The organism is Thermosulfuriphilus sp. (assembly GCF_054026695.1).
Genome location: NZ_JBPMLP010000011.1, coordinates 19,186 through 42,371, shown reverse-complemented (window position 1 = coordinate 42,371; position 23,186 = coordinate 19,186). Strand labels below are relative to the sequence as shown.

General features: G+C 51.7%; 19 protein-coding genes and 1 pseudogene. 5 read left to right on the top strand and 15 right to left on the bottom strand.

Annotated elements, in window-relative coordinates:
- Positions 1-109 precede the first annotated feature (109 nt).
- Positions 110-1,369, bottom strand: a complete 1,260-nt coding sequence (locus ACXJJX_RS02055) for a peptidoglycan DD-metalloendopeptidase family protein (RefSeq protein WP_456431393.1) — start codon at positions 1,367-1,369, stop codon at positions 110-112.
- A gap of 199 nt (positions 1,370-1,568) precedes the next feature.
- On the opposite strand from ACXJJX_RS02055, the gene ACXJJX_RS02050 reads away from it, so the two are divergent.
- Entirely contained in the window at positions 1,569-1,928 is a 360-nt protein-coding gene (locus tag ACXJJX_RS02050) for a PilZ domain-containing protein (RefSeq protein WP_456431391.1), read from the top strand.
- Positions 1,925-2,701: a prepilin peptidase gene (locus ACXJJX_RS02045; RefSeq protein ID WP_456431389.1), complete on the top strand. Its 777-nt coding sequence runs from the start codon at positions 1,925-1,927 to the stop codon at positions 2,699-2,701. Before ACXJJX_RS02050 ends, ACXJJX_RS02045 begins: the two co-directional genes overlap by 4 nt.
- Before the next feature lie 11 nt (positions 2,702-2,712).
- Here the strand turns inward: ACXJJX_RS02045 and ACXJJX_RS02040 are convergent, their stop codons facing one another.
- The 7 genes from ACXJJX_RS02040 to ACXJJX_RS02010 all read right to left on the bottom strand — a co-directional run bounded on the left by ACXJJX_RS02040 (position 2,713) and on the right by ACXJJX_RS02010 (position 9,983).
- A complete protein-coding gene (locus ACXJJX_RS02040; RefSeq protein ID WP_456431387.1) occupies positions 2,713-3,420 on the bottom strand; it encodes a hypothetical protein in 708 nt (235 codons plus the stop codon).
- Between the two features lie 26 nt (positions 3,421-3,446).
- Entirely contained in the window at positions 3,447-4,196 is a 750-nt protein-coding gene (locus ACXJJX_RS02035) for a prephenate dehydrogenase/arogenate dehydrogenase family protein (protein WP_456431385.1), read from the bottom strand.
- Between the two features lie 41 nt (positions 4,197-4,237).
- Entirely contained in the window at positions 4,238-5,302 is a 1,065-nt protein-coding gene (gene aroC / locus ACXJJX_RS02030; RefSeq protein WP_456431383.1) for a chorismate synthase, read from the bottom strand.
- A gap of 33 nt (positions 5,303-5,335) precedes the next feature.
- Positions 5,336-6,446, bottom strand: a protein-coding gene (gene prfB / locus ACXJJX_RS02025) for a peptide chain release factor 2 (RefSeq protein ID WP_456431381.1) whose coding sequence is annotated in 2 segments (ribosomal slippage) — positions 5,336-6,376 and positions 6,378-6,446 — 1,110 coding nt in all. Because the reading frame shifts where the segments join, the coding sequence is not laid out codon by codon here.
- Positions 6,447-6,549: 103 nt separating this feature from the next.
- Entirely contained in the window at positions 6,550-8,067 is a 1,518-nt protein-coding gene (gene lnt, locus ACXJJX_RS02020; protein WP_456431379.1) for an apolipoprotein N-acyltransferase, read from the bottom strand.
- A complete protein-coding gene (locus ACXJJX_RS02015; RefSeq protein ID WP_456431377.1) occupies positions 8,068-8,895 on the bottom strand; it encodes a hemolysin family protein in 828 nt (275 codons plus the stop codon).
- Positions 8,896-8,924: 29 nt separating this feature from the next.
- A complete protein-coding gene (locus ACXJJX_RS02010; RefSeq protein ID WP_456431375.1) occupies positions 8,925-9,983 on the bottom strand; it encodes a uroporphyrinogen decarboxylase/cobalamine-independent methonine synthase family protein in 1,059 nt (352 codons plus the stop codon).
- Positions 9,984-10,135: 152 nt separating this feature from the next.
- Here ACXJJX_RS02010 and ACXJJX_RS02005 point away from each other — a divergent pair, with 152 nt between their 5' ends.
- Both ACXJJX_RS02005 and ACXJJX_RS02000 read left to right on the top strand, forming a co-directional pair.
- The gene (locus ACXJJX_RS02005; RefSeq protein ID WP_456431373.1) at positions 10,136-11,479 is read left to right on the top strand and encodes a cobyrinic acid a,c-diamide synthase CobB; all 1,344 of its coding nucleotides are present in this window, start codon (positions 10,136-10,138) and stop codon (positions 11,477-11,479) included.
- 64 nt (positions 11,480-11,543) lie between these two features.
- Complete coding sequence (locus tag ACXJJX_RS02000) at positions 11,544-14,537, top strand: ChaN family lipoprotein (RefSeq protein WP_456431371.1); 2,994 nt, start codon at positions 11,544-11,546, stop codon at positions 14,535-14,537.
- Between the two features lie 8 nt (positions 14,538-14,545).
- Here ACXJJX_RS02000 and cobO read toward each other — a convergent pair whose 3' ends face one another.
- From cobO to hisS, 6 genes are all read right to left on the bottom strand, one after another.
- The gene (cobO, locus tag ACXJJX_RS01995; RefSeq protein ID WP_456431369.1) at positions 14,546-15,070 is read right to left on the bottom strand and encodes a cob(I)yrinic acid a,c-diamide adenosyltransferase; all 525 of its coding nucleotides are present in this window, start codon (positions 15,068-15,070) and stop codon (positions 14,546-14,548) included.
- Positions 15,070-15,921 carry an SDH family Clp fold serine proteinase gene (locus tag ACXJJX_RS01990; RefSeq protein WP_456431397.1) on the bottom strand — a complete coding sequence of 284 codons (852 nt, stop codon included), beginning with the start codon at positions 15,919-15,921 and terminating at the stop codon, positions 15,070-15,072. Before ACXJJX_RS01990 ends, cobO begins: the two co-directional genes overlap by 1 nt.
- Before the next feature lie 125 nt (positions 15,922-16,046).
- A complete protein-coding gene (locus ACXJJX_RS01985) occupies positions 16,047-16,655 on the bottom strand; it encodes a LysE family transporter (RefSeq protein ID WP_456431367.1) in 609 nt (202 codons plus the stop codon).
- Positions 16,652-18,481, bottom strand: a complete 1,830-nt coding sequence (locus tag ACXJJX_RS01980; protein ID WP_456431365.1) for a triose-phosphate isomerase — start codon at positions 18,479-18,481, stop codon at positions 16,652-16,654. Before ACXJJX_RS01980 ends, ACXJJX_RS01985 begins: the two co-directional genes overlap by 4 nt.
- A gap of 11 nt (positions 18,482-18,492) precedes the next feature.
- Positions 18,493-20,277, bottom strand: coding sequence for an aspartate--tRNA ligase (aspS, locus tag ACXJJX_RS01975; protein WP_456431363.1), 1,785 nt, complete (start codon positions 20,275-20,277; stop codon positions 18,493-18,495).
- A gap of 23 nt (positions 20,278-20,300) precedes the next feature.
- A complete protein-coding gene (gene hisS, locus ACXJJX_RS01970; RefSeq protein WP_456431362.1) occupies positions 20,301-21,560 on the bottom strand; it encodes a histidine--tRNA ligase in 1,260 nt (419 codons plus the stop codon).
- 185 nt (positions 21,561-21,745) lie between these two features.
- On the opposite strand from hisS, the gene ACXJJX_RS01965 reads away from it, so the two are divergent.
- The gene (locus tag ACXJJX_RS01965) at positions 21,746-21,988 is read left to right on the top strand and encodes an Lrp/AsnC family transcriptional regulator (protein WP_166032377.1); all 243 of its coding nucleotides are present in this window, start codon (positions 21,746-21,748) and stop codon (positions 21,986-21,988) included.
- Here ACXJJX_RS01965 and ACXJJX_RS01960 read toward each other — a convergent pair.
- Positions 21,985-23,169, bottom strand: a pseudogene (locus tag ACXJJX_RS01960) (GspE/PulE family protein); the annotation flags it as partial. The gene ACXJJX_RS01965 and the pseudogene ACXJJX_RS01960 sit on opposite strands and share 4 nt — an antisense overlap.
- Positions 23,170-23,186 lie beyond the last annotated feature (17 nt).

Genomic DNA, 23,186 nt, shown 5'->3' with positions numbered 1-23,186 from the left:
ATAAGAAGCCTCAAAGCCGGCAGCGATCAGCTCTTTCTTAAGGCCAGAGAAGATCTCCTTTGCCCACAGGGAAGGGGCCAAAAGGCAAAAAAACACCCCCAGGACGCTGCTAACCAAAAATAAGATCGTTTTTGGTTTCAATGACCTTTTCAAACTGTGGTTCCTCAAGGTTGAGGAGATAATCAAGATAGAGTTTTTTCCTTAAAAAATTTTCAAAATCACTCCCTTTAAGAACTATAGCCGGCTTGAAGGGAAGGGCCAAGGGGTTTAAAAAACGTCCTCCCTTTTTGACCCGGTAATCAAGATGGGGTCCAGTGGCCAGCCCGGTTTTACCGACGTAGCCGATTATCTGTTTCTGTCGGACCTTAACCCCTCTCCTGATTCCCTTGGCAAAGCGAGACAGGTGACCGTAGTAGGTCTCATAACCTCCAGGATGCCTGAGAATGACGATTCTTCCATATCCGCGCATCCAGCCGGCATATTTTACCCGACCGTCGGCGACAGCCATCACCGGAGTCCCTATGGGGGCCGCTAGATCTACGCCTTCATGAGGGCGGACGATCTTTAGGATCGGGTGAAGTCGGGCCTTTGAAAAGCGGGAGGTTAGACGATAATAAGGTAGAGGACTGCGGAGGAAGGAACTCCTGACCTCCTCTCCCTTCTCGTTAAAGTAGCCAGCTTGGCCCTTGGTATCTCGAAAATAGTAGGCCCTGTAGGTACCGAAACGCCCTTCGAAACTGGCTACCAGAATGCGACCATAGCCGATAAAATGGTCATTGACATAGAGCTTTTCAAAAAGAAGGCGAATCCGGTCGCCAGGATGAACGTCGAGGTTGAAGTCTATTTGGCTGGCAAAGATCTCCACAAAGGCCATCAGGAGTTCCTTGCCTTCTCCTGCCTGGATAAAGAGTCGGTAAAGACTGCCATCAACCTGACCTTCCAGGCGTTTAAGCCTCCTTTCAGCGGGAATCCTCTCCCTGCGGAGCGAAAAGCCTTCGTCTTTCTTCTGGACGACCCAGGCCTCGGTAAAATTGGGCTCATAGCGACAGAAGACGAGGGCCCCTGTAGCGTCAAAGGCTGCCTTTAGCCGATGGCCGGGTCGAATTTCACGCCGGGGGTCAAGGATCTGGGTGAGCTGTTTGACGACCGAGGCTATTTCCTCTTCTTTTAGTTCCAGGCGCCTGAGGGCCTTATAAAGGGTATCCCCCGGGGCGATTATTGTTTCCTTCATGGTTAGAGAAGGTTGGGCCTCGGCCGGAGAGGAGGACCCTGGACCAGTTTCCTTTGGTTGGCAGGCAGAGAGAAGAAAAAAGAGGAAAAGTCCAAAGATGGAGATCCAGGAGGCTGCCGTCTGAGGAGTTTTGCGCACGAGTTATCCCCTTTAACTTTAAGAACTCTGGAAGAGGCTTCGGGCCCTAAAGAAATAGATTTTCTCCGAGGCTGTAGAATAATGGGGCGATTATAGGGAAAAAACCTGCCAATAACAAGTAAGACTGGCTAAATAAAATTCACTTCTGGCCGATAATTTAATAAAGTTTAGGGGATGGAGGGGGTGGTTAGGAGGAAGAATGATTGAAAGAAGAAAGTATCCCCGTTATCGCTATCGATTGAATGTATTTGTCCAGGAGAAGGGGGCCTTTTATCCGGTGGAAAACTTAAGCCTTGAGGGCTGTTTTATCCCCATGGATGATCCCCTGCCAGAGGGCACCGTAGTGGGGCTCATTCTGGAGATTCCCGGGGTGGGAAGTATCCCTGTTACCGGCTTCATTCAGCATACTGGTGGGGGACAAGGGGTCGGAGTCCAGTTTGTGGAGATGGATGAGGGCTACCGTAAGGTCTACGCCAAGTTTCTCAAAATCATGCCTGTGCTTGAAGAGATCAAGGATCTCTATACCCGGATAATAGAAGAAAAGAGCCGCTCCTCATGATCCTTGCTTGGCCGGTCTATATCTTTTCCTTTCTGGTAGGGGCGGTCTGGGGAAGCTTTCTCAATGTGTGCATCTTCAGACTTCCCCGGGGCTGTTCGATCGTCAGCCCTGGTTCTCATTGTCCCCATTGTCAGAGTCCTATCCACTGGTATGACAACATTCCTTTGGTGAGCTTCTTGGTTTTAAGGGGTCGTTCGCGTTGTTGTCAGCAGCCGATATCTTGGCAATACCCTCTGGTAGAGACCTTAAGTGCCCTGTTGGCCGTGGCCACCGTCCATCGTTTTGGCTTCAGCCCACTGGCTATTCTTTATTTTCTCTTTATTTCAGCCCTCGTAGTGGTTACCTTCGTTGACCTCCACCATCAGATCATCCCAGATGAGGTGAGCCTTTCGGGGATTATTGTGGGTCTTCTGGCCTCGGTCCTCCGGTCTGACCTTTCCCTGATTGATTCGGCCTTGGGGGTTATTGTTGGCGGAGGGATTCTTTGGTTAGTGGCCTTTGTTTACCAGCGTCTTACTGGACGCGAGGGTATGGGTGGAGGAGATATTAAACTTCTGGCCATGATTGGGGCCTTTTTGGGCTGGAAGGCGATTCCCTTTGTTATTTTTTTGAGTGCCTTAGTAGGTTCTCTGGTGGGAATCCTCCTTATGCTGTTTAAGCGCGGAGCTACGATCAAATTGGCCATTCCTTATGGCCCCTTCCTCTCTCTTGGGGCCCTGATCTGGGTTTTCTTCGGAGAAAAGATAATTCTCTTTTATCTGGGAGGCTGGTAAGCCCTATAAATTTAGCAAGGCGTGGGAAGGCCTCGTTGCATCCGGAGCTTGAGAAGTTCCCTAAGGGCAAACTGATCGGCCAGCCATTCCATACGGGCCTTGAGACGGGCAAGATCACTTCTGCGTTTCGCAGAACGCCGCCCTCCTGAGAGGGCGTGACTGACAAAGACTTTGTAGAAACAAAGATTACCCGCCTTAGGGGTATGGCCAATCTCGTGGAGGAAGAGAAAGGTCTGAACCTCTGTAGGGTGGATCTTAACTCCCAATTCTTCAGAAAGTTTTTCGGCCACCCGGCGTTTGTCAATATGAGGGTTAAGGAAAACATTATAGCCAAATTTTCCAGGGATGTCAGAAGGGGTGGTGCAGGCCAGCTTTCCTGGACCCCAACTTAGATCTTCTTGGTCACCTTCAAGGCCTATGTAATTTATGTCATAGGCCTTGGCGTAACTGATCATCAGGTTTATGTCCAGAAGACGCCGGAACCGTTCCAGCTTCTCCATAAATTCTATCAGTTCATCTACAAAAAAGCCGGAGAACTTGGTGCGAATGGAGGTCCGGACAAGACCAAAAAGGGGCATATAAAGGGATAAGACCTCAGCTCCGTCTCTCACTTGGACAGCCTTGAAACGCAAAAGATAATAGCTAGTAATAAGACCGGCTAGAAAACCCAGGAAAACCAGAAGCAATACCCACGGCACCCAGCTTGGCAGATGAAACATGGCCCATTCCTCCTTGAACAGTGCCTTTATTCTGCTTTTCGGATCTTTTGGCCCAGGTTTTGAACTTCGGTAAAAAGGTCAACAAACTCCTGGACTTCTCTCCGTTGGGCGATCCCTTTAAGCTTTAAGACGGCGCTGACAAAGGCCTCGCGAATCCGATCTCCGGCTGGATTGTCAAACTGGATAGCGGCATAAAGACGAGGATCCTGATCCGCTAGACGGGTCAAGATGTTGAGCTGGCGGATGAAACTAGGGGTGGCCAGTTTGACCAGCCTTTGAGGATCTAGCCCTTCCCGGTTGATTACTTCCCCTAGGGCCAGGAGGATGAAGTGATTGAGGACCTGGATGACCGCCATGAGCTGGTCGTGTTCTTCCGGGCTGATGACAATAGTCTCGGCTCCTTGATCCTTAAGAAAGGTCTCAAACCAGCCAAACCAGTCTCTTCCCCTGGCCGGGCAAAGGGCCACTCGACGGCCGACTATGGAGTCTTCCCCCGGGCCGAAAAGAGGATGGGCACCGACTACCTGGCAGCTGGTCTTCTCCAACATGACGGCTACCTGTTTGGCCTTGAGGGAGCAGAGGTCAATGAGGCCGGAGTCTTCTGGCAGAAGAGGACCTACCTCGGAGACCACACCCTCTAGGTGCTCCATAGGCACGGCTAAAAAGACAACTGGACATCTCTGGACTAAGTCTTTATTGCTGAGAGGGGTGCCGATATCTGAAATCTCTACCTTAAGGCCGGCCTCTTGGAAGAGCCGGCTGAACCACCGACCCATCCTCCCCAGGCCCCCAATTATACCAATCTTTTCTGGATTTCTCATGGGCCCCAGCCCTCAATGGCTCGTTGACGCAGGAGGTGGTCAGCCAGAACCAAACGCACCATGGCCTGACAGACGGGGACAATCCGGGGAATGGCCGAGGCATCGTGGCGACCGCCAATCTTGATCTTTGTCGGACGGCCGTGGATGTCGATGGTTTCTTGCTCCCGAGAGATAGAAGGGATGGGTTTTACCGCTACCCGGCAGATGATCTCGTCTCCGTTGGAAATACCGGCCAAGATACCGCCGGCATGGTTGCTCTTGAATCCGTCGGGGGCAATAGGATCGTTGTGCTCAGAGCCCATCATCTCCGCGGCAGCAAAACCGGAGCCTATCTCTACCCCTTTTACTGCCCCGATACTCATTAAAGCTTTGGCTAGTTCGGCATCAAGCTTATCAAAAACTGGCTCACCGAGGCCAGCAGGTACCCCTTGAGCAACTATTTCTACAATTCCCCCTATGGAATCTCCCCGGGCCCGTATCTCTGCCACTCGGGATTCCATGGCCGGAAGGGCCTTAGGATCCGGGCAGAAGAGATGATTGGCATAAACAAAGGAAAGATCTCGTATCTTAGATCTTATGCCTCCAAGGGCTAAAGTGTAGGCAACAACCTTAATCCCTACAGTATCCAGGATCTTCTGGGCCACTGCCCCAGCAGCCACCCGGGCCGCTGTCTCCCGACCACTTGACCGTCCTCCGCCCCGGTAATCGCGGTGGCCATATTTCTTGAAGAAGGTAATGTCACCGTGGCCGGGGCGAAAGATCTCCCGTAGATGGTCATAGGCTTCTGGACGGGCGTCTCGGTTATAAATGATAAGGGATATAGGGCATCCTGTGGTCAGACCTTCAAAGACTCCGGAGAGGATCTTCACCCTGTCTGGCTCCCGGCGGGGGCTTTCGGCCAGCGACTTACCCGGCCGACGACGATCAAGTTCAGTCTGGATATCCTCAGGGCTCAAGGGGATCCGTGGTGGGCAACCATCAATAACCACTCCCAAGGCCGGTCCGTGGGACTCGCCCCAGGTGGTGATCCGAAAGGCCTGACCGAAAGAATTACCTGGCATAGGTCAGAATATACCTCAAAGTCCAGAGCCTCTCTAGTTATCCTTGCCCCTGGAAACCAGATAGGCCTTAATAAAGGGGTCTAGATCCCCATCGAGGACGGCCTCAACGTTTCCAATATCTACTCCAGTGCGGTGGTCTTTAATAAGCCGATAAGGGTGAAGGACGTAGGATCGTATCTGGCTTCCCCAGGCGATTTCCTTCTTCTCTCCCTGGAGCCTCTGACGTTCTTCTTCACGGCGTTTTCTCTCCAGCTCGTAAAGCCGGGCCCTTAAGATCTTGAGGGCAATGGCCTTGTTGCGGTGCTGGCTTCGTTCATTTTGACACTGAACAACAATCCCAGTCGGGAGGTGGGTAATTCGGACAGCACTTTCCACCTTGTTTACGTGCTGCCCACCGGCCCCGCTGGCCCTAAAGGTTTCTATTCGGAGATCTTTTTCGCTGATATCTATCTGGATGTCTTCGGCGATCTCCGGGATGACGGCGACCGAAGCAAAAGAGGTGTGTCTTTTGTGAGCCGTATCAAAGGGAGAGATCCTCACCAAACGGTGGATACCTGACTCTCCTTTTAGGTAACCAAAGGCATAAGGTCCCTCAACGATAAAGGTAACGCTTTTGATTCCGGCCTCTTCTCCTGAAAGGAGGTCAATTACTCTGGTCTGGTAGCCCTTTCTTTCGGCCCAGCGGAGATACATTCTCAAGAGCATCTCAGCCCAATCCTGGGCCTCAGTACCACCAGCCCCAGCGTGAATGGTGACGATGGCGTTGTTTTTATCAACGGGATCGGCCAAAAACTGTTTGATTTCCTGCTGGGCAATCTCTTTTTTGAGATGAGCGATCTGATTCCGGACTTCCCCAAGGGCAGCCTCATCTCCTTCTTCCTGGGCCAGTTCAAGGAGGGTGGCTGTGTCCTCGAAGTCTTGTTTTAGTTCTTCCCAGGCAGAAAGCTCCTCTTGAAGGGCGGCCCTTTCCTTGAGGATCTCCTTAGCCTCTGGACGTTCCCAAAAACCTTCCTTGAGAAGCTCTTCTTCTAACTCTTTAAGCCGTTTTTTCTTGCCTTCTGGATCAAAGATACCTCCTTAAAAGGTCTAGTCTTTCCCTGAGTTCTTCGAGTTCGGCTCGAAGTTCAGCTGGCTGTAAGGTCATAGGAATCCCTCCTTAGGTTAAGAATTGGATTTTTATTGGTCTTTTGAATGGAACTAAGTTCTTAATGCAGGCCAAGCCTATTCTAATGGTTTTAGATAGGCCTTCAAGTTTTTCTCCTTCGGGAAAGAGCTTCCTTGACCATGGCCAACAAGACCACCAAAGAGATGGCCAGTGACAGGTAGGGAACAAGGGGACCGATGACCAGATAGAGGCTTTTTTCGGGCTGAGGCAGGTCTACTACCTGGTACCAGGGAGCCTCTAGGGGGCCCTTGACGAGTGGCCGGCCATAAGGGCCGATCAGGCCGGAGATTCCGGTATTGGCCACCCGAACAAGGGCAATCCCCGTCTCCGCCGCCCGGACTTGGGCCAGATCAAAGTGTTGCCAAGGTCCGGCAGAGCGTCCAAACCAGGCATCATTAGTAAGATTGATGAGCACTTTTGCTCCTTTGAGGACTAGGTTCCTGGATATCTTTGGAAATATGGCCTCAAAACAGATGAGAACCCCCAGACCGGAGTCCTTCCAAAAAAGAGGGCCGTCCATCGGACCCGGAGAGTAGTCTCCAGCAGAGCCAACCAGTTTGCGAAGCAGAGGAATCTTCCCTTCTCCAGGAACATACTCCCCAAAAGGGACAAGATGTTGTTTATCGTATCGGCCGATGATCCGCCCCTGGGGGGAGATAAGAAAGGCGCTGTTGTGATAGAGAAGTTTTGTTCCTTCGAATCTGGCTACAGGGGCCCCGAAGAGAAGGTAGACCTTGAGTCTTTTGGCCAAGTCAATGACCTCCTTGCCTGGGCCCTCTTCAGGGTGGAAGACAAATGGAGTGGCGGTCTCTGGCCAGATGATCAGTCTGGCGCCCTGGGCCACGGCCCTTTGACTTAGAGCCTCATAAATTTTGAGAGTCTCTTCCTGGAAGGCAGGATCCCATTTTTGATCTTGGCTGATATTACCCTGGATGATTCCTACCTTGAGTCCGGAGAAATTAAGGGGGTGATGGAGCTTTTCAGAGCCATACCAAAACGCAAGAACAACCATCAACCCGGCCAAGGCCAAGGAGAAGAGGCTGGGCAGTTCCCTGTGGCGCAAACAGAGGTAAACAGAGGCATTAAAGGAGACCACGACAAAGGAGATTGTCCAGGGGCCGGCGAGTCTGGCTATGGCCAGAATCTCTGGCCACCTGACCTGACTTGCCCAAAGGCTTCCCCAGGGAAATCCGGAAAAGGCTATTTCCCTCAAATATTCACAGCCTACAAAGATAAAGGCGGCCAGAGGAGGAAAGGCTACGGTCCACCAGCCAGAGAGATGTTTGAGGAGATAGCTTGCCCCCATGGCCACCAGGGCAAAGTAGGCCCCTAGATAAAGGGCTAGAAGGGCAACCATTGATATGGCCCCTATTAAGGGGATAAATCCATAATAATTAAGTACATGGATGAGCCAGTAAAGAAGCCCCAGAAAAAAGAAGAAACCGGTAAAAAAACCATAACGGCCGGCCTCCCTGACGGACCTTTCAGACAGCCAGAAGAAAGGAACCAAGGCCAACCAAGCCGTTTGGTACAAATTTGGCTTGGGATAGGCTAGAAGCAGTAGCCCAGCCGAGGCCAAGGAAAGGATAAGACCGGACATCTAGGAGGCCTTCTTTATCCTGAGTCGTCTGATGCGTCGGGAATCCGCCTCCAAGATCTCGATTTCCACCGGGCCAAGTCGAAGTTTTTCTTTAGAAGAGGGTAGATGACCGAGATGCTCAATTACTAGGCCGCCGATAGATTCAGAACGACCCTCTGGAAGAGAAAGCTTTAAGGCCTCTTCGACCTCTTCCAGAGGGACATGGCCGGCTACTATCAGACCGGTTTCGGTTTCCTTAAGGTCTTCGCCATCCCGGTCGTGCTCGTCTTCAATCTCGCCGACGATTTCCTCTAGTACATCCTCGAAGGTCACCAATCCAGAGACAGAGCCGTACTCGTCAATAACAACAGCCATATGGCTCTTACGTTCCCGAAACTCGCGTAGAAGTTCCCCGATGCGTTTAGTCTCAGGGACGATATAGGCTGGTCTTAAAAGATCCTGAAGGCGAAACTCTTCTGGTCTCTTGAGACAAAAACGTAGGAGATCCTTGACGTGAAGGATGCCAGCGATGTGGTCGAGATCGGCCTCGTAGATTGGAATTCGGGAGTGTCCGGACTCTACGGCCGTCTCCACGGCCTCTTTTAGGGAGGCCTTAAGATCCAGGCAAACCATACGACTTCGGGGGATCATCACCTCACGGACGATCTTGTTGCGGAAGTGTAGTATGCTTTCGATCATTTCGCCCTCTTGGGCTGAAATGATTCCCCGCCGTTCCCCCTCGTTGATGAGTTCTTCGATCTCGTGGGCTATCTCGGCGGCTTCTTCCTCTGGCGGCTTTCGGAACAGATCTCGGATGGTCCTTAGGATACTTTTGTTCGGTTCATCCATAGTGGCTTGTCTAAGACAAATTTAAAGCATTATTTCATTTTGGCTACCCGCCGGGAGAGACCGGCGGTGAGCCGGACGGCCTTGTCAGCCAGCTCCGGCTCCAAGGTTCCCATTCCACAAGAAGGGGTAATCAGGCTCTGATTTATTATATCTTTTATCGACAGGTCAGAGGCCTTACTTATCAGGCTCAAGGCCTCCTCTAGGCGGGCAAAGAGACCATCTTCGGTCTCTCGGGCCAGGGCCTCTGGATCAAGAGTGGGAACTATCCCTAAAGCCAAGTTCCCTCCTTCTTCGAGGAATTTCCGGATATCCCTTCCAAAGAGGAGAAAACGGTCCAGATAACCATAGGCGTCAAAGTTGACCACCTTGACTCCGGCCTCAAAGACCAGGGCCCAATCGGTGTTGGCGCAGACATGGATTCCGGGTACTCCCTGTTTGGAGGCGATAGTCTGGGCCACCTCCCCAAGGACTGAGAGAACCTCCTCCTTGGAGACTCCAACATAAGATGAAGAGCCAAAACCGGCCAAGGCCGGCTCATCCATAAAGATAACTACCCTTGGAGAGAGCGCTTTAAGCCTTTCTGTCTGCCAAGCAGCTTTGAGACAGAGATGTTTGGTTATCAAGTCCCGGAGCTGAAGGTCGTAAAAGACGGCCTCTCCGTCTTCTTTTTTCAGCCCCGTGGCCAAGGTAAAAGGGCCAGTGACTTGGCCTTTTAGGCCGTAGGGATGGGCCTTTTGGGATCGGAGCTTTTCCTCAAGGAGATAGAACCCAGGCGCGTTTGTTGGAGAGAGGGCTGCGGTCTCAGGAAGATTCCCTCCGGCTTCCCAGGCCAAATAAGCCTCATAGAAAGAAAGCATCTCCCTTTCAAAATCTTCTCCGGTAAAAAGGTAGGGTATCCCTTCTTTTAGACGAAAGCCAGGTAGTCCCTCGCAGAATTGAACCAGCATCCCCTCCTGGGGCCGTCTGGGAAGCTGAGGCCAGCAGGGCAGCTCCGGGAGCCTTGAGATAATGAGCTCTACAGCCTCTTCGGCCTCCTCAAAAGGCATGCTGCCGATAAGTGTCCCCCTTCCTTGACCCCAAAAATCCATATCCTCTCCTCCTTAGTTAAAACCTTTGTCTCTTTCTTTACCAGAAGGCCTTACAGGGGTGATAGTAGAAAATCCTTGTTATAAAGCCAGGGATCAGGGTTGACTTTTGTGGCCTTATGGTCAGATTCTTGCCCTTCAAGGGGGAATTTGTAATGAAGGGCTTTATCATCTCCGGCACCCATTCCGGTTGTGGCAAGACCACTGTCTCTTTGGCCATAATGGCCGCTTTGGTGAGACGAGGGCTGAAGGTGGCTCCTTTTAAAGTCGGTCCCGATTTTATTGATCCTGGCCACCATCGTAAGATCTGTGGAAGACCTTCCTATAATCTTGACCATTGGATGATTCCTCTGGAGAAGAATCTTGTCTATCTGCGTCAGGCAGCCCAAGAGGCACAGGTGGCGGTTGTCGAAGGGGTAATGGGCCTTTTCGATGGGTCCTCGGCTACGGATGAGTCCGGATCTACCGCCGCTCTGGCTAAGGCCCTTGGGTTGCCGGTGGTCCTGGTGGTTGAGGCCCGGAGTCTGGCCCGCTCGGTGGCCGCTGTGGTCCGAGGCTTTGAGTCCTTTGACCCTCATCTCCGAATCCTTGGGGTCATCCTTAACCGAGTAGGTTCTAAAAGGCATGAATTTCTCCTGACTAGGGCCATCGAGACCTATTGTCAAAGCAAGGTTCTGGGAGCCTTGCCCCGGAAAGAATCGCTGTTTATCCCCTCTCGCCACTTGGGGTTGGTAGATTCACAGGGGTTTTCTTTCTCAGAGGAGGTCCTTTCCCAGCTTGCGGACTGGATTGAATCCGGGGTCGATCTTGATCGGCTTCTCAATCTAGCCCCAGAGATCCCCTCCGAAGGTCTTTCCTCTCAGGATGTACCCTCCTCCGGTCCTCTTATTGTTTATGCTTTTGATGAGGCCTTTTCTTTTTATTATCAGGCAAACCTTGAGGCCTTAAGGGCTGCAGGGGCCACTCTTCAGGCCTTTTCTCCTTTAAGAGAAGGTCTTCCTGACAAGGTGGCCGGTATCTATCTTGGTGGGGGATATCCGGAGCTTTTTGCCGAAAGGCTGGCTGAAAACCGGGCCCTCAAGGAGGATCTCCGAGAGGCCTGGGGTTCTGGAATCCCTATATATGCCGAATGCGGCGGTTTTATGTTTCTCACTCGCGGTCTTCGTCGTCCCCAAGGGCTTATCCCCTGGGCAGGGATATTCCCCTTTGAGGTTGAGATGGGCCCGAGGTATCGGGCTCTAGGCTACAGGGAGATTCTCCTTGAGAGGAAGACCATCTTTGGCCCTAAAGGGAAAAGGGCCAGAGGCCACGAATTCCACTATTCTCATCTTTTAGGGGCCTATGATGGTCCCCGGGCCTATCTAGTCTTTGATGCTCACGGCCAACTGATCGGTCAAGAGGGTTTTTTGAGGGATAGGGTGCTGGGAAGTTATATCCATCTTCATTTTGACAGCAATCCTTCATTGGTCCGTTCCCTGGTGAGCAGCATCCGGGGGTGACCACCTCCAAGGGACATGGTATTTAAAACAGAATTTTTCCAGGCCAGTTTTTTAAGGAGGCTCCATGGTTTTTCGATGGTTGCTTGTCCTTGTTATCCTTTCCCTGTTCCTCTCTCCCCCTCAATCCCTGGCCAAAGAAGAAGAGCCCTTAAAGATCAACCTCTTTGTCTCCTTCAGCCTCAAGGATCATCTCCTCCGGGGCACCCTGACCACCGATCTTCCTAACGGGAAGGTGGTCTGGTTTGAGGTCGGCAATATAGTGCTTCGATCGGTATCTCTGGCCGGCAAGGCCATTGAACCGGAGATAGAGGGTAATGCCTTTCGGATAATGGCCTTGGGGCACAACCGCCGGCTGAAAATCAACTTTATCGCTCGCTTTGATCCTCGGGGACTTCATTTTAGCCAAGGAGGGGAGGCCTTGGCGGCCAATGCCATCTCCCCTAAGGGAATTCTTCTTACAGGAGGATGGTTCCCTGCCCCTAGGGATCTGGCCGTCTATCATCTTACGGCCGTAGTTCCCCACAAATTTCGGGCCATAGCCCCGGCCGATGAAATAAAGGTCAAACGTAAGAAGAAAGGACGCTACTATCGCTTCAAATTTCCCCATCCTACTGAGCCCCCACCCCTGGTCGCCGGCCCCTACCATATTGCCGATCGCAAGGAAGGGGAGACCACCGTGGCCGTCTATACCCTTTCTGAAGATCCTAACCTGACGGTTCTTTATCTGGAGAAAACCATAGCCTATCTCCGCCTCTATTCAGAGAAGATAGGCCCCTTTGTCTATCGGCGTCTGGCAGTGGTGGAGAGTCCTTACGAGGTGGGTTATTCCTTTCCCGGGGTCATTCTTCTGGGAAGCAAGGTGATGCGCCTTCCCTTTATCCCCGAGACCTCCCTTCCCCATGAGGTCCTTCACCAGTGGCTGGGCTGTAGTGTCTTTGTTGATGAGGCTACCGGCAACTGGTCAGAAGGATTGACAACCTATTTGGCGGACCATAGCCTGGCCGAGGCAAAAGGCGAAGGAGTAGCCTACCGGCACCGGCTGTTGGTGGAATATCAGAGTTTTGCAGGAGCTGAGGGTGGAGCTCTTAAGGACTTCTACGGCCGCTATGATCGGCTCTCTAAGGTCATCGGCTACAATAAAGGGGCTATGTTCTTCCATATGCTCAAAAAGACCTTAGGGGAGGACGTTTTCCTCAGAGGGGTGCGTCGTTTCTGGAAAGAGAATCTCTTCCGTCGGGTCGGTTGGGAAGATTTGGAGGGAGTCTTTTCCGAGGTCAGCGGCCAAGATCTCTCGGATTTTTTTTCCCAGTGGTTGGAGAGCCGGGTGGTTCCCAAAATTAAGCTTAGTGGGGCCTTGGTCACTCCAAAAGACTCAGGCTTTGTCCTCACCTTCTCCCTTATTCAGGAGGGGCCAATCTTTAGGGTCTCTGTCCCTCTTAAGGTGATCACCGAATCCGAGGAAAAGAACATCTTTATTGAGCTCAAAGAAAGGCGTCAGGTGGTCAATGTCAATCTTTCCTCTCGCCCTCAGACCCTGATTCTAGACCCAGGCTATGATCTTTTGCGTTATTTGGCCGATGATGAATATCCTCCCTGTATTTGGCGACTTTTGGGAGCCAGGGGTATAGGAATTGTCGCTGGTCCTGAGGAACAGGCCCTAGCCAGACCTCTGGTTGATTACCTCTTGCGTCGAGGAGCGGTGATCATTCCCCCTAAGCGCCTGACAGATTTTGATCAGGAGACCATGGACCTCCTCTTTATCAGCCAACAAGGTCCTCCGGGGGCCTTGAAAGGACTCTTTGAGGCCTCGGCTTGGCAGGGGCATGGTTTCTTCCTGGGGGTTAAGAGAAGTCCCTGGGCTTCCAATCATTTCGTGGCCCTGGTGCTTGTCGAGGATCCAGAGGCCACCAAGCGTCTCTTCCCCCGTATCCTTCACCTCGGGCGCTATCAGGAGGTCTATCTGGGCGGAGGAGAAACAGTTCTTCGGGAGGCACCGGTGGGTAAGGGACATCGCTTGGAGCTGATTCAAGAGATACCAGCCGTGGATATCTCCCGGCTGACGTCTCTTACGGATATCTTACCCCGTCTGGCTCGCGATAGGGTGATCTATCTAGGGGAGCAACATGATGAGTATTCCCACCACCTCACTCAATTAGAGATCATCCGGGCCCTGGTGGAGCGGTTTGGTCTCAAGGTGGCCATAGGTATGGAGATGTTTCAACAGCCTTATCAGCCGGTCCTGGACGATTATCTGGCTGGTCGAATTGATGAATTCACCTTTCTTAAAAAGACAGAGTATTTTAAGCGCTGGGGAATGGATTTCCGGCTCTATAAACCGATCCTTGACTACGCTAAGGAAAAAGGTCTGCCGGTAGTGGCCCTTAATATTCCCAAGGAGATCTCCGAGAAGGTGGCCCGCAAAGGTCTTGAGGAATTAAGCCCGGAGGAAAAGGTCTGGGTGCCGGGGGAGCTTGACTTTTCTAACGAGGTCTATCGGGCCCGGTTAAAGAAGGTCTTTGAGCAACATCCCGAGGGTGATGTCAAGGATTTTGAGACTTTCTACCAGAGTCAGATCCTTTGGGACGAGGCCATGGCCTTGGCCATCGTCAAATATCTCAAGGAACACCCCGAAGAGGTCATGGTGGTCATTGTTGGTAAAGGCCACGTTATGTATAGTGCCGGGATACCAGATCGAGTCTGGCGACGCCACAAAGTCCCTTACAGTATCTTAGTGATGTCAAGTGGGGAGAGGCTGGAGCCCGGCTTGGCCGACTATGTCCTCTATCCGGCTCCGGTTAAAGCCCCAACAGGGGTAAAGCTGGGAGTTTACCTCAAGGAGACTGAAGATGGTCTGGAGATAAAAGGGGTGGCCGAGGAAAGCCCGGCGGAGAAGGCTGGCCTCAAAAAAGGAGATATCATTATTGCTGCTGATAGCCAGCCTATCAAAACCGTGGCTGATTTACGCCTTATTCTCTACGGCAAAAACAAAGGGGATAAGGTGATAGTCGAAGTCGTCAGAGATAAGAAGAAAAAGACCATTACGGTAGGGCCTCTTTAGATTAAGGACTATTTTTCAATGCCAACCCGGGCCTTAACCCCGGTTTGGTAGTAGTGCTTGACGGCCTCCATATAGGTGACCAGGTCTGCGGCCTCAATGATCTCATCGGGCGCCCAGCGCCCGGTGAGAACAAGTTCTACAGGCTCTGGTTTTCCTTTTATGAGATCGAGGATCTCCTCAAGGGGTAGAAGGCCGAACCTGATGGCTACATTTGCTTCATCTAGGATTACTAACCGATATTCTTGGGATTTAAGGATGGATTTTATTTCTTTAAGCCCTTCTCTGGCTGCAGCCAGCTCCATGGAGCTGGGCCTTCCCCGAACAAAGACTCCCGTACCGTACTGACGTACGGTAATAAGATCTGCAAAACGGGAAAGGGCCTTGATCTCGCTATAGTCTCCAGCCTTGGCAAATTGGGCGAAGAAGACCGAAAGCCCAGCCCCAGCGGCCCGAACGGCCAAACCCAAGGCGGCTGTAGTCTTACCCTTGCCCGGTCCAGTATATACCTGGACATAGCCCCGCTTCCAGGCCATCAGGTCCTCCCTCCAGTCTTAGACCCTTCCTGCTTGTAGGGCAAAGGGATGTAGCCCACCGAAGGTTTAGCCCCTCGGGCCTGCGGATAAAGGGCCATAAGTTCATAGACTATCTGGGGAACATTGGTTTTTACCGGAAGCCCCATGGCCCGGGCCTCACTAACAAAGATGGGATAATCGTGGGTCCAGGTTCCTTGAGAAAGCTTCTGGGCTAGAAGGGAGGCCTTTTCGGAGGGAAGTTTGTCCTTTAAGAGTTTATAGACGAAATCTTTTACCTGTCTTAGGGCCTTTTCTGCCTGGTCGGCCATCATTAGGGTTTCATCAGAGATCTTCTCAAGGGGTTTTTCTTTTAAGACTCGAAGAATAGAGGCTGCTGCTACTACTTCTGTTCTCCCAGAGACAAATTGGGGATCTACCGGGCCAAGGACAGCATTTTTATCCATGACGATTTCATCAGCGGCCAGGGCAATGAGGGTACCGCCACTCATAGCGTAATGGGGAATAAAGACGGTTACCTTGCCAGGGTGCTCTTTGAGGGCCCGAGCAATCTGTTCGGCAGCCAAGACTAACCCCCCTGGAGTGTGAAGAATTAGGTCTATAGGCATCTCCTCAGGGGTCAACCTGATGGCTCGCAAGATGGCTTCAGAATCATCGATATCTATGTAGTGATAAACCGGGATTCCCAAGATAGATAGGGACTCCTGACGATGGATAAGAGTGATAACTCGGCTGCCTCGGGCCTCTTCCATCTGGCGCATTAAAGCCAAACGTTCCTTCTCTAAAGCTTGCTGTTGGACAAAAGGCCAGATGGCAAGCCAGATAAAAAATAGCCAGAAAAGACCTTTGATCATCCCAGGGATGGCCTGAAATCCTTTAGAGACTCCTCCGCTTTTGGGTTCTTGAAACATGATAGGTTCCCCGTATCTATTGGAAGCCTATTCAAAATAATCAAATAAAGTCTTCAGGGAAAGCAATTTTAAATCAAAGCCTCTCGAAGGAAGGAGATCCCAAGCCCCATGAGACCGATTCCCAAGGCTATATAAACTAGACGTTGGATTTTAGGGGAAAGGAGGCTTCCTCCCCGATGGGCCGCTCGAGACAGGAGGGTTAGCCAGATCAGGTCGCAGAGGAGGTGAGCGGTGGCCAGAAGAATAAAACCTAAGAAGCCAAATTTTAAGGATCTAGTTATCAGACTGGCCCCTATGGTAGCCCACCAGAGGAGAAAATAGGGGTTGCCAGCCGAAAGGAGAAGACCTGAGATCAAAGGAGAGAAATGGGCCTTAGTCTTGATAAAATTGGTTGGTGATCGGGCCAGATCGATTCCCATCCAGAGGAGGATCCCAGCACCCAGGAGACCGATAATTTTGCTGGCCAGGGGATTCTGTAAATGGTGGCTTAAGCCCAGAAGGAGGATAATCATCAAGGGGATTTCTATAAGCCCATGGCCTAAGGTTATCCAAACCCCGGCCCATCGGTCTTTAAGGCCCTGGCCGACTGTGGCAGCTGTAAGGGGGCCAGGGGCCATCACTCCGGATAAGGAGATAATGACCACCTGCCCCAAAAATATGATCAACGTCTTGATCAAATTTCTCCGTTTTCCTCCATCTTAGCCAAATCCTCAAAGCGGATGTCCACCCCGAGGACACCGACTATCTCCTCATATTCGTTTCGGATAGGAGCGGAGACCGTAATGCATAGAGCCCCTGTGATCCGTGAGGTATAGAAGTCAGTAACATGAACCTTGCCGTCCTTAAGGGGGCCGATAAACCAAGCTCGGTCAGAAAAGTCGTCTCCAAGACCACTGTGGGCGTATTTGCCCCGGTCTTCAGGATGGGTGATGTTGCGGGTTATCTTCCGCCCTTCAATATCGACTACATAAATGAACTGAATAAAAGGATTCTCCTCCAGGATCTGTTTGAGGACGGGTTCGATCTTGGCTGGATCCATAGAGCGGATCTCTTCCCTTTCCACCAGCTCTTCGACGATGCTGGCTGCCAGATCATAGGCCTTGGCCTTGAGACGGTCAAACTCGGAGACAAAAAGCTCGGGTAGATATTTACGACAAAGACGCATCATCTCCTCATGGGAGATGGAGGTTATCCGGCCACCTTCGTACTGTTTGATGATCCACTTGTAGATCTTGCTTACTCCTGGATGTCGTTTGTCTATCGCCCGAGGACCTGTAAGGCCAAAGTGGGTATTGACCCAGTAAGCAATGCCAGCGGTTCCACTTTTGTCGGTAATGATGATTGATACTGGACGTTTGAGGATCTTGGCCGTATTGAACGGGTTGTAGATTTCTTCGTTTTTGAGAAGTCCATCGATGTGGATGCCAGCCTTGGTGGCGTTGAACTCCGAACCGACAAAGGGCTGATTGGGGGGTATGTGATGATTAAGCTCCCGCTCAAAATATTCGGCGATATCGGTAATTACTGTAGTGTCGATCCCATGGTCGTCCCCCCGAAGGGCAATGTATTCAATTATCAGGGCCTCGATAGGGGTGTTGCCGGTCCGTTCTCCAAAGCCCAACAAGGTGCCGTTTATGGCAGCACAGCCATAAAGCCAAGCTGTCGTGGCGTTGATCAGGGCCTTATAGAAGTCATTGTGCCCGTGCCATTCCAAGAGCTCTCCGGGAACTCCGGCTTCGTCGATCATCGCTCTGACCAGCTTGGGAACACTGCGAGGAAGGGCGGCGCCTGGATAGGTTATCCCCAGCCCCAAGGTATCGCAGAGGCGAATCTTGATATTGATTCCCGATTCTTCCCGGAGCTTCATTAATTCCTGGGCAAAGGGTATGACAAAACCAAAGATATCGGCCCGGGTTATGTCCTCAAAATGACATCGAGGAACAATTCCCAGTTCCAGAGCGGCCTTAACAATTGCCAAGTAATCTTCCATTACTTGGCGGCGGGTCTTTTTTAGTTTGAGGAAGATGTGATAATCAGAAACCGAAGTCAGTATCCCAGTTTCCCGGAGTCCCATTTCCTTGACCAGCTTCATATCTTCGGCCTTGGCCCGGATCCAACCCGTAATCTCTGGATAGCGGTAGCCCCGCTCAAGACACCTCTCCACCGCCTCACGATCCTTCTTGGTGTAGAGGAAGAATTCGCTCTGGCGAATAACTCCTAGGTCTCCGCCTAGCCGGTGAAGAAAGTCAAAGAGGGTGACTATCTGATCCACAGTGTAGGGAGGCCTAGCCTGTTGGCCATCACGAAAGGTCGTGTCAGTGATGAAGATCTCTTCGGCTGGAGAAGGGGCCAAAAACTTGTGATCAAAGTCGATCAAGGGGACCTGATCGTAGGGAAAAATCTCCTTCATCAGATTGGGTTCGGCGACATCTTTGAGCTCATGTCGCCAGAACTTGGTGTGTTCGTGATCCAGGAGACGACGATAAGGGTTCCATCTCGGCATAATCTACTCCTTTATTTGCTTTCTTTAAGCCAGCCCGGCTTGATGTAGAGCTCGGCCAGCTGAGTCATGGCCACCGGACTGGGTGCCCCAGTTAGAAGACACTGGGCCTTCTGGGTCTTGGGGAAGGCAATAACCTCGCGTATTGATTCACAGCCCGCCATTAGCATTACCAGACGATCAAAACCCAAGGCAATACCCCCATGAGGAGGAGCGCCGTAAGTCAAAGCCTCAAGGAGAAAGCCGAACTTCTCCTCAGCCTCTTCCGGGGAGATCTGCAGAAGAGAAAAAACCCTTTCCTGGACATCCTTCCGGTGGATACGGATGCTACCTCCCCCTACCTCTACCCCATTTAAGACCAAATCATAGGCCCGGGAGCGAACCTGGCCGGGATTACTCTCAAGGAGGTAGAGATCTTCGACCTTAGGGGCGGTAAAAGGATGATGAACAGCGACCCAGCGTCCTTCTTCGTCGTCAAACTCAAACATGGGGAAATCAAGGATCCAAAGGGGGACAAAGACCCCTTGGGGGATAAGATCAAGGCGTCTGGCCAACTCCAGCCTTAATTCGCCCAGGACGCGATTGACTACCGCCCGTTCATCAGCGCCAAAAAAGACCGTCTCTCCGGGTTTAAGATCAAGTTGGTCCTTTAGGCCTTCGATCTCCTCGGGGCGGAAGAATTTGACAATTGGGGCCTGAAGGCCATCTTCGCGGACCTTTATCCAGGCCAGCCCTTTGGCTCCAAAACTAGCAACAAAACTGGTCAGCTCGTCTAGATCTTTCCTGGAAAAGTCTGCTGGGGCCTTAAGGGCCTTGACCACCCCTCCGGATTCAATGGCCTGCCGAAAGACTTTAAAGCCAGTTTCCTTGAAGAGCGAAGACAGATCGACCAGCTCCAATCCAAACCGGAGATCAGGACGATCAAGGCCGTAGCGGTCAAGGGCCTCCTCGTAGGTCAGCCGGGGGAAGGGGCAAGGCAGATCGATCCCCAAGGTTTCTTTGAAGATATAGCTGATCAGTCCCTCCATGAGGGAAAGGATATCTTCTTCGTCTATAAAGGACATCTCCAGGTCAAGCTGGGTGAATTCAGGTTGCCTGTCGGCCCTAAGATCTTCGTCTCGAAAACAGCGGACAATCTGATAATAACGTTCAAAACCAGCGATCATCAGAATCTGCTTAAAGAGCTGTGGTGACTGAGGCAGGGCGTAAAACCGTCCGGGATTAAGCCTTGAGGGAATGAGAAAATCCCGGGCTCCTTCCGGGGTACTTTTGGTCAGAAAAGGGGTCTCTACCTCCAGGAATCCCTGGGAATTCAAATATTGACGGCAAGCCTGGGCTACTTGATGCCTCAGGAGAAGGTTCCGGTACATCTCCGGTCTTCTAAGATCAAGATAACGATAACGCAGACGCAGGCTTTCAGAGACCTCTAAATCTTCATCAAGGGGCCAGGGAGGGGTCTTGGAGGTATTTAGGATTCGGAGCTCCTTGACAGCGACTTCGATTTCCCCAGTGGGAAGTTTGAGATTTTCCATCCCTTCCGGCCGTCGTCTGACAAAGCCCTTCACAGCGATGACGTATTCACTCCTCAGACGATGGGCCTGTTCATGGGAGGCCTGGTCAACATCGGGAGAGAAGACTACCTGGGTTATACCTTCCCGATCGCGCAGATCAATGAATATCAATCCCCCATGATCGCGTCGTCTCAATACCCAGCCCATCAGGCAGACCTCTTGGTCGATATCAGAGGCCCTTAGGGCATTACAATGATGGGTCTTCTTCCAATCTCCTAAATCTTGCATGATCCCTCCCGATTCGCTCTTCTTTAGACTTCTATGGCTTTGACTACCGTCTTCCAGATGACTTCGGCTTGAAGGGCTACCTCTTCCTGTTGATGGGTTTCCATATTCCTGATGATGGCCTTCTGTTTGGCAAGCTCTTCTTCTCCGATGATGGCTACCAATCTTGCCCCCAGGCGATGGGCTCGACGCATCTTGGCCTTAAGGCTTCGAGGGGCATGATCTACCTCTACCGTGACTCTCCGCTGGCGTAGCTCTCTGGCCAACCCCAGGCTTACCCTTATCGCTTTTTCCCCCAAGGGAGCAAAGAATAGGGCCAGCGGTGGTTCTATCTCTTCCGGGATATCGGCGATCAGAAGAAGGCGCTCCATCCCGATGGCAAAGCCTATGGCTGGGGCCTGGGGGCCCCCGAGTTCGGCCATCAGTCCATCATAGCGACCTCCAGCAGCCACTGTATTCTGAGCTCCCAAGCCAGAGGCAATAACTTCAAAGGTGGTCCGGATGTAATAATCTAGCCCCCGGACCAAACGAGGATTAACCTCATAGGCGATCTTCAGGGTCTCCAGAGTCTTTTTAAGCTCCCCAAAGTGCTTCCGACAAGCCCGACAGAGAAAGTCTCCTATTAGCGGGGCCTCAGTATAGAGGGCTTGGCAGGTTTTGTTCTTGCAATCAAGAGCCCGGAGAGGATTGGTATCTTTTCGTCTCTGACAATCCGGACAAAGCCCCTCTTGTTGCCTGAGAAAGGCCTGAAGTTTTTCTCTAAAATTTGGACGACAGAGAGGACATCCCAGGGAGTTTATTTCCAAACGAACCCCTCTAACCTTTAGAGTCTCGAGGAGGTCCAGGGCCAAGACGATGACCTCTGCATCTGTAGTGGCTTCCTCGGCGCCTATTACCTCTACGTCTATCTGGTGAAATTGGCGAAGACGACCCTTTTGGGGGCGCTCGTAGCGAAACATGGGACCAATGGTGAAAAGCTTGAGGACCGCGGTCTGCCGATAGAGATTATTTTCGATAATTGAGCGGATGATTCCAGCAGTGGCCTCAGGCCTCATGGTGACGGATTCACCACTTCGATCAAGGAAGGAGTACATCTCCTTTTCGACAATATCAGTGGAGGCCCCGATAGAGCGGGCAAAAAGTTCTGTTTTCTCGAGGACAGGGATGCGTATTTCCCGAAAATTATAGCTTGTAAGAACCTCTCTGGCCCGGGCCTCTACCCAGGCCCAACGGGAGGCCTCACCAGGAAGGATATCCTTAAAACCTCGCACAGCGGCGTAGGGCATTAGCCCCTCCTTGAAGCAAAAATTTCCCTAAAAAGAGAGCTTTTGTCTCCTTAAGAGGGGCTTATTTAAAACGGCGGAGCCTGATAAGTCAATTGTATGGAGCCTAACTGAACGGGCTTTCGGGTTGACCTTGTTCTAGGCTGGCCCTATTCTCATATAAAGACCCAATCATATGGAGGTCCGGGATGCTCAAGGCCTACATTCTTATTAATACTCGTATTGGTCGGACGGCAGAGGTAGCCCGTCGGCTTAAAGAGATGCCAGAGGTAAGAAGGCTGGATGTCATCATGGGCCCTTATGACATCATTGCCGAGGTAGAGACCGAAGACCACGACGCCCTTTCAGATATGGTTCTCTCTAAGATTCAAACTATCGATGATATCCAGCACACCATGACCTGTCCGGTCGTTCGTCTTGAGGTGGTCTAACGCAGACAGACGGCCCGTATCTGTTTGACGTCAGTATGTCCTTCAAGCACTTTGAGGATGCCATCTTGTTTAAGGGTGAGCATCCCTTCGGTCATTGCTTGGTCCCTTATCTCGGCCACTGGGGCCCGTTTCTGGATAAGCTCCCGGATGGTATCGCTAGCGACCAAAAGCTCATGGATGGCCATTCTTCCTCGATAGCCTGTTTTATGGCAACGGGAGCACCCTTTGGGACGGTAGAGGGTGATTCCCTTGAGGTCTTCGGCCCGCAAGGGATGGACTGGATGGTCACCATATTCATAAAGGATTTCTTCGATCTCCTTGGGGCCGGGTTCATAGGGTTCCTTACAGCTACAGAGCTTTTTAGCCAGCCGCTGGGCAAGGATAGCCAAAAGGGCATCAGCGAAGTTGTAAGGGTCCATACCCATTCCTAAAAGGCGGACAATAGTCTCGGCTGCACTGTTGGTGTGAAGGGTGGTGAAGACCAAGTGTCCGGTGAGGGAGGCCTCGATAACGATATGAGCGGTTTCCTCATCTCTGGTTTCACCAATCATAATGATATCTGGATCGGCCCGAAGAAAGGCCCTTAGGGCTCGGGCAAAGGTTAGGCCGATTTTGGGCCTTACCTGGACTTGGCGCAATCCTTCCTGGACAATCTCAACCGGGTCTTCGGCCGTCCAGATCTTTTTCTCTGAGCGATTGACATAGCCCAGGGCGGCATGGAGGGTGGTAGTCTTACCTGACCCTGTAGGGCCTACCACCAGAATCAGGCCGTAAGGCAGCTCCAAGGCTTTTCTAAATTTTTCCAAATTCTCTTCACGGAGCCCGATTTTATCCAGCGGCATGGCCTCAACAGCGGCAAGGATTCGCATGACCACATCCTCATTGTTATCGATGGTTGGCAGGGTTGCCACCCGGACTTCAAACACTCGGCCATTCCGCATCCGGAACTTGATCTTCCCATCCTGAGGGAGTCTTTTTTCGGCAATGTCAAGGTCAGCCATGATCTTAAACCGGGAGACCAAGGCCTTTTTATAGGCGTAGGGAACATCCTGATAGTGAATACAGTCTCCGTCTATCCGGAAGCGTATCCGGGCCCCTCTTTTCCCGGAAAGGCTTTCAATATGTATATCTGAGGCTCCTTTATTGTAGGCATCTTCCAAGATGCGGTTAGCCAATTGGACAACTACATTTTCTGCCT

Bases quoted from the DNA above. Each gene is read 5' to 3' on its own strand.
- ACXJJX_RS02040 (WP_456431387.1), bottom strand. From the start codon at position 3,420: ATGTTTCATCTGCCAAGCTGGGTGCCGTGGGTATTGCTTCTGGTTTTC.
- ACXJJX_RS02050 (WP_456431391.1), top strand. From the start codon at position 1,569: ATGATTGAAAGAAGAAAGTATCCCCGTTATCGCTATCGATTGAATGTA.
- cobO (WP_456431369.1), bottom strand. From the start codon at position 15,070: ATGGCCTGGAAGCGGGGCTATGTCCAGGTATATACTGGACCGGGCAAG.
- ACXJJX_RS02035 (WP_456431385.1), bottom strand. From the start codon at position 4,196: ATGGGTCGGTGGTTCAGCCGGCTCTTCCAAGAGGCCGGCCTTAAGGTA.
- lnt (WP_456431379.1), bottom strand. From the start codon at position 8,067: ATGTCCGGTCTTATCCTTTCCTTGGCCTCGGCTGGGCTACTGCTTCTA.
- ACXJJX_RS02045 (WP_456431389.1), top strand. From the start codon at position 1,925: ATGATCCTTGCTTGGCCGGTCTATATCTTTTCCTTTCTGGTAGGGGCG.
- ACXJJX_RS02010 (WP_456431375.1), bottom strand. From the start codon at position 9,983: ATGGATTTTTGGGGTCAAGGAAGGGGGACACTTATCGGCAGCATGCCT.
- ACXJJX_RS02015 (WP_456431377.1), bottom strand. From the start codon at position 8,895: ATGGATGAACCGAACAAAAGTATCCTAAGGACCATCCGAGATCTGTTC.
- aspS (WP_456431363.1), bottom strand. From the start codon at position 20,277: ATGCAAGATTTAGGAGATTGGAAGAAGACCCATCATTGTAATGCCCTA.
- hisS (WP_456431362.1), bottom strand. From the start codon at position 21,560: ATGCCCTACGCCGCTGTGCGAGGTTTTAAGGATATCCTTCCTGGTGAG.
- ACXJJX_RS01965 (WP_166032377.1), top strand. From the start codon at position 21,746: ATGCTCAAGGCCTACATTCTTATTAATACTCGTATTGGTCGGACGGCA.
- ACXJJX_RS02000 (WP_456431371.1), top strand. From the start codon at position 11,544: ATGGTTTTTCGATGGTTGCTTGTCCTTGTTATCCTTTCCCTGTTCCTC.
- ACXJJX_RS02005 (WP_456431373.1), top strand. From the start codon at position 10,136: ATGAAGGGCTTTATCATCTCCGGCACCCATTCCGGTTGTGGCAAGACC.
- ACXJJX_RS01990 (WP_456431397.1), bottom strand. From the start codon at position 15,921: ATGATCAAAGGTCTTTTCTGGCTATTTTTTATCTGGCTTGCCATCTGG.
- ACXJJX_RS01980 (WP_456431365.1), bottom strand. From the start codon at position 18,481: ATGCCGAGATGGAACCCTTATCGTCGTCTCCTGGATCACGAACACACC.
- aroC (WP_456431383.1), bottom strand. From the start codon at position 5,302: ATGCCAGGTAATTCTTTCGGTCAGGCCTTTCGGATCACCACCTGGGGC.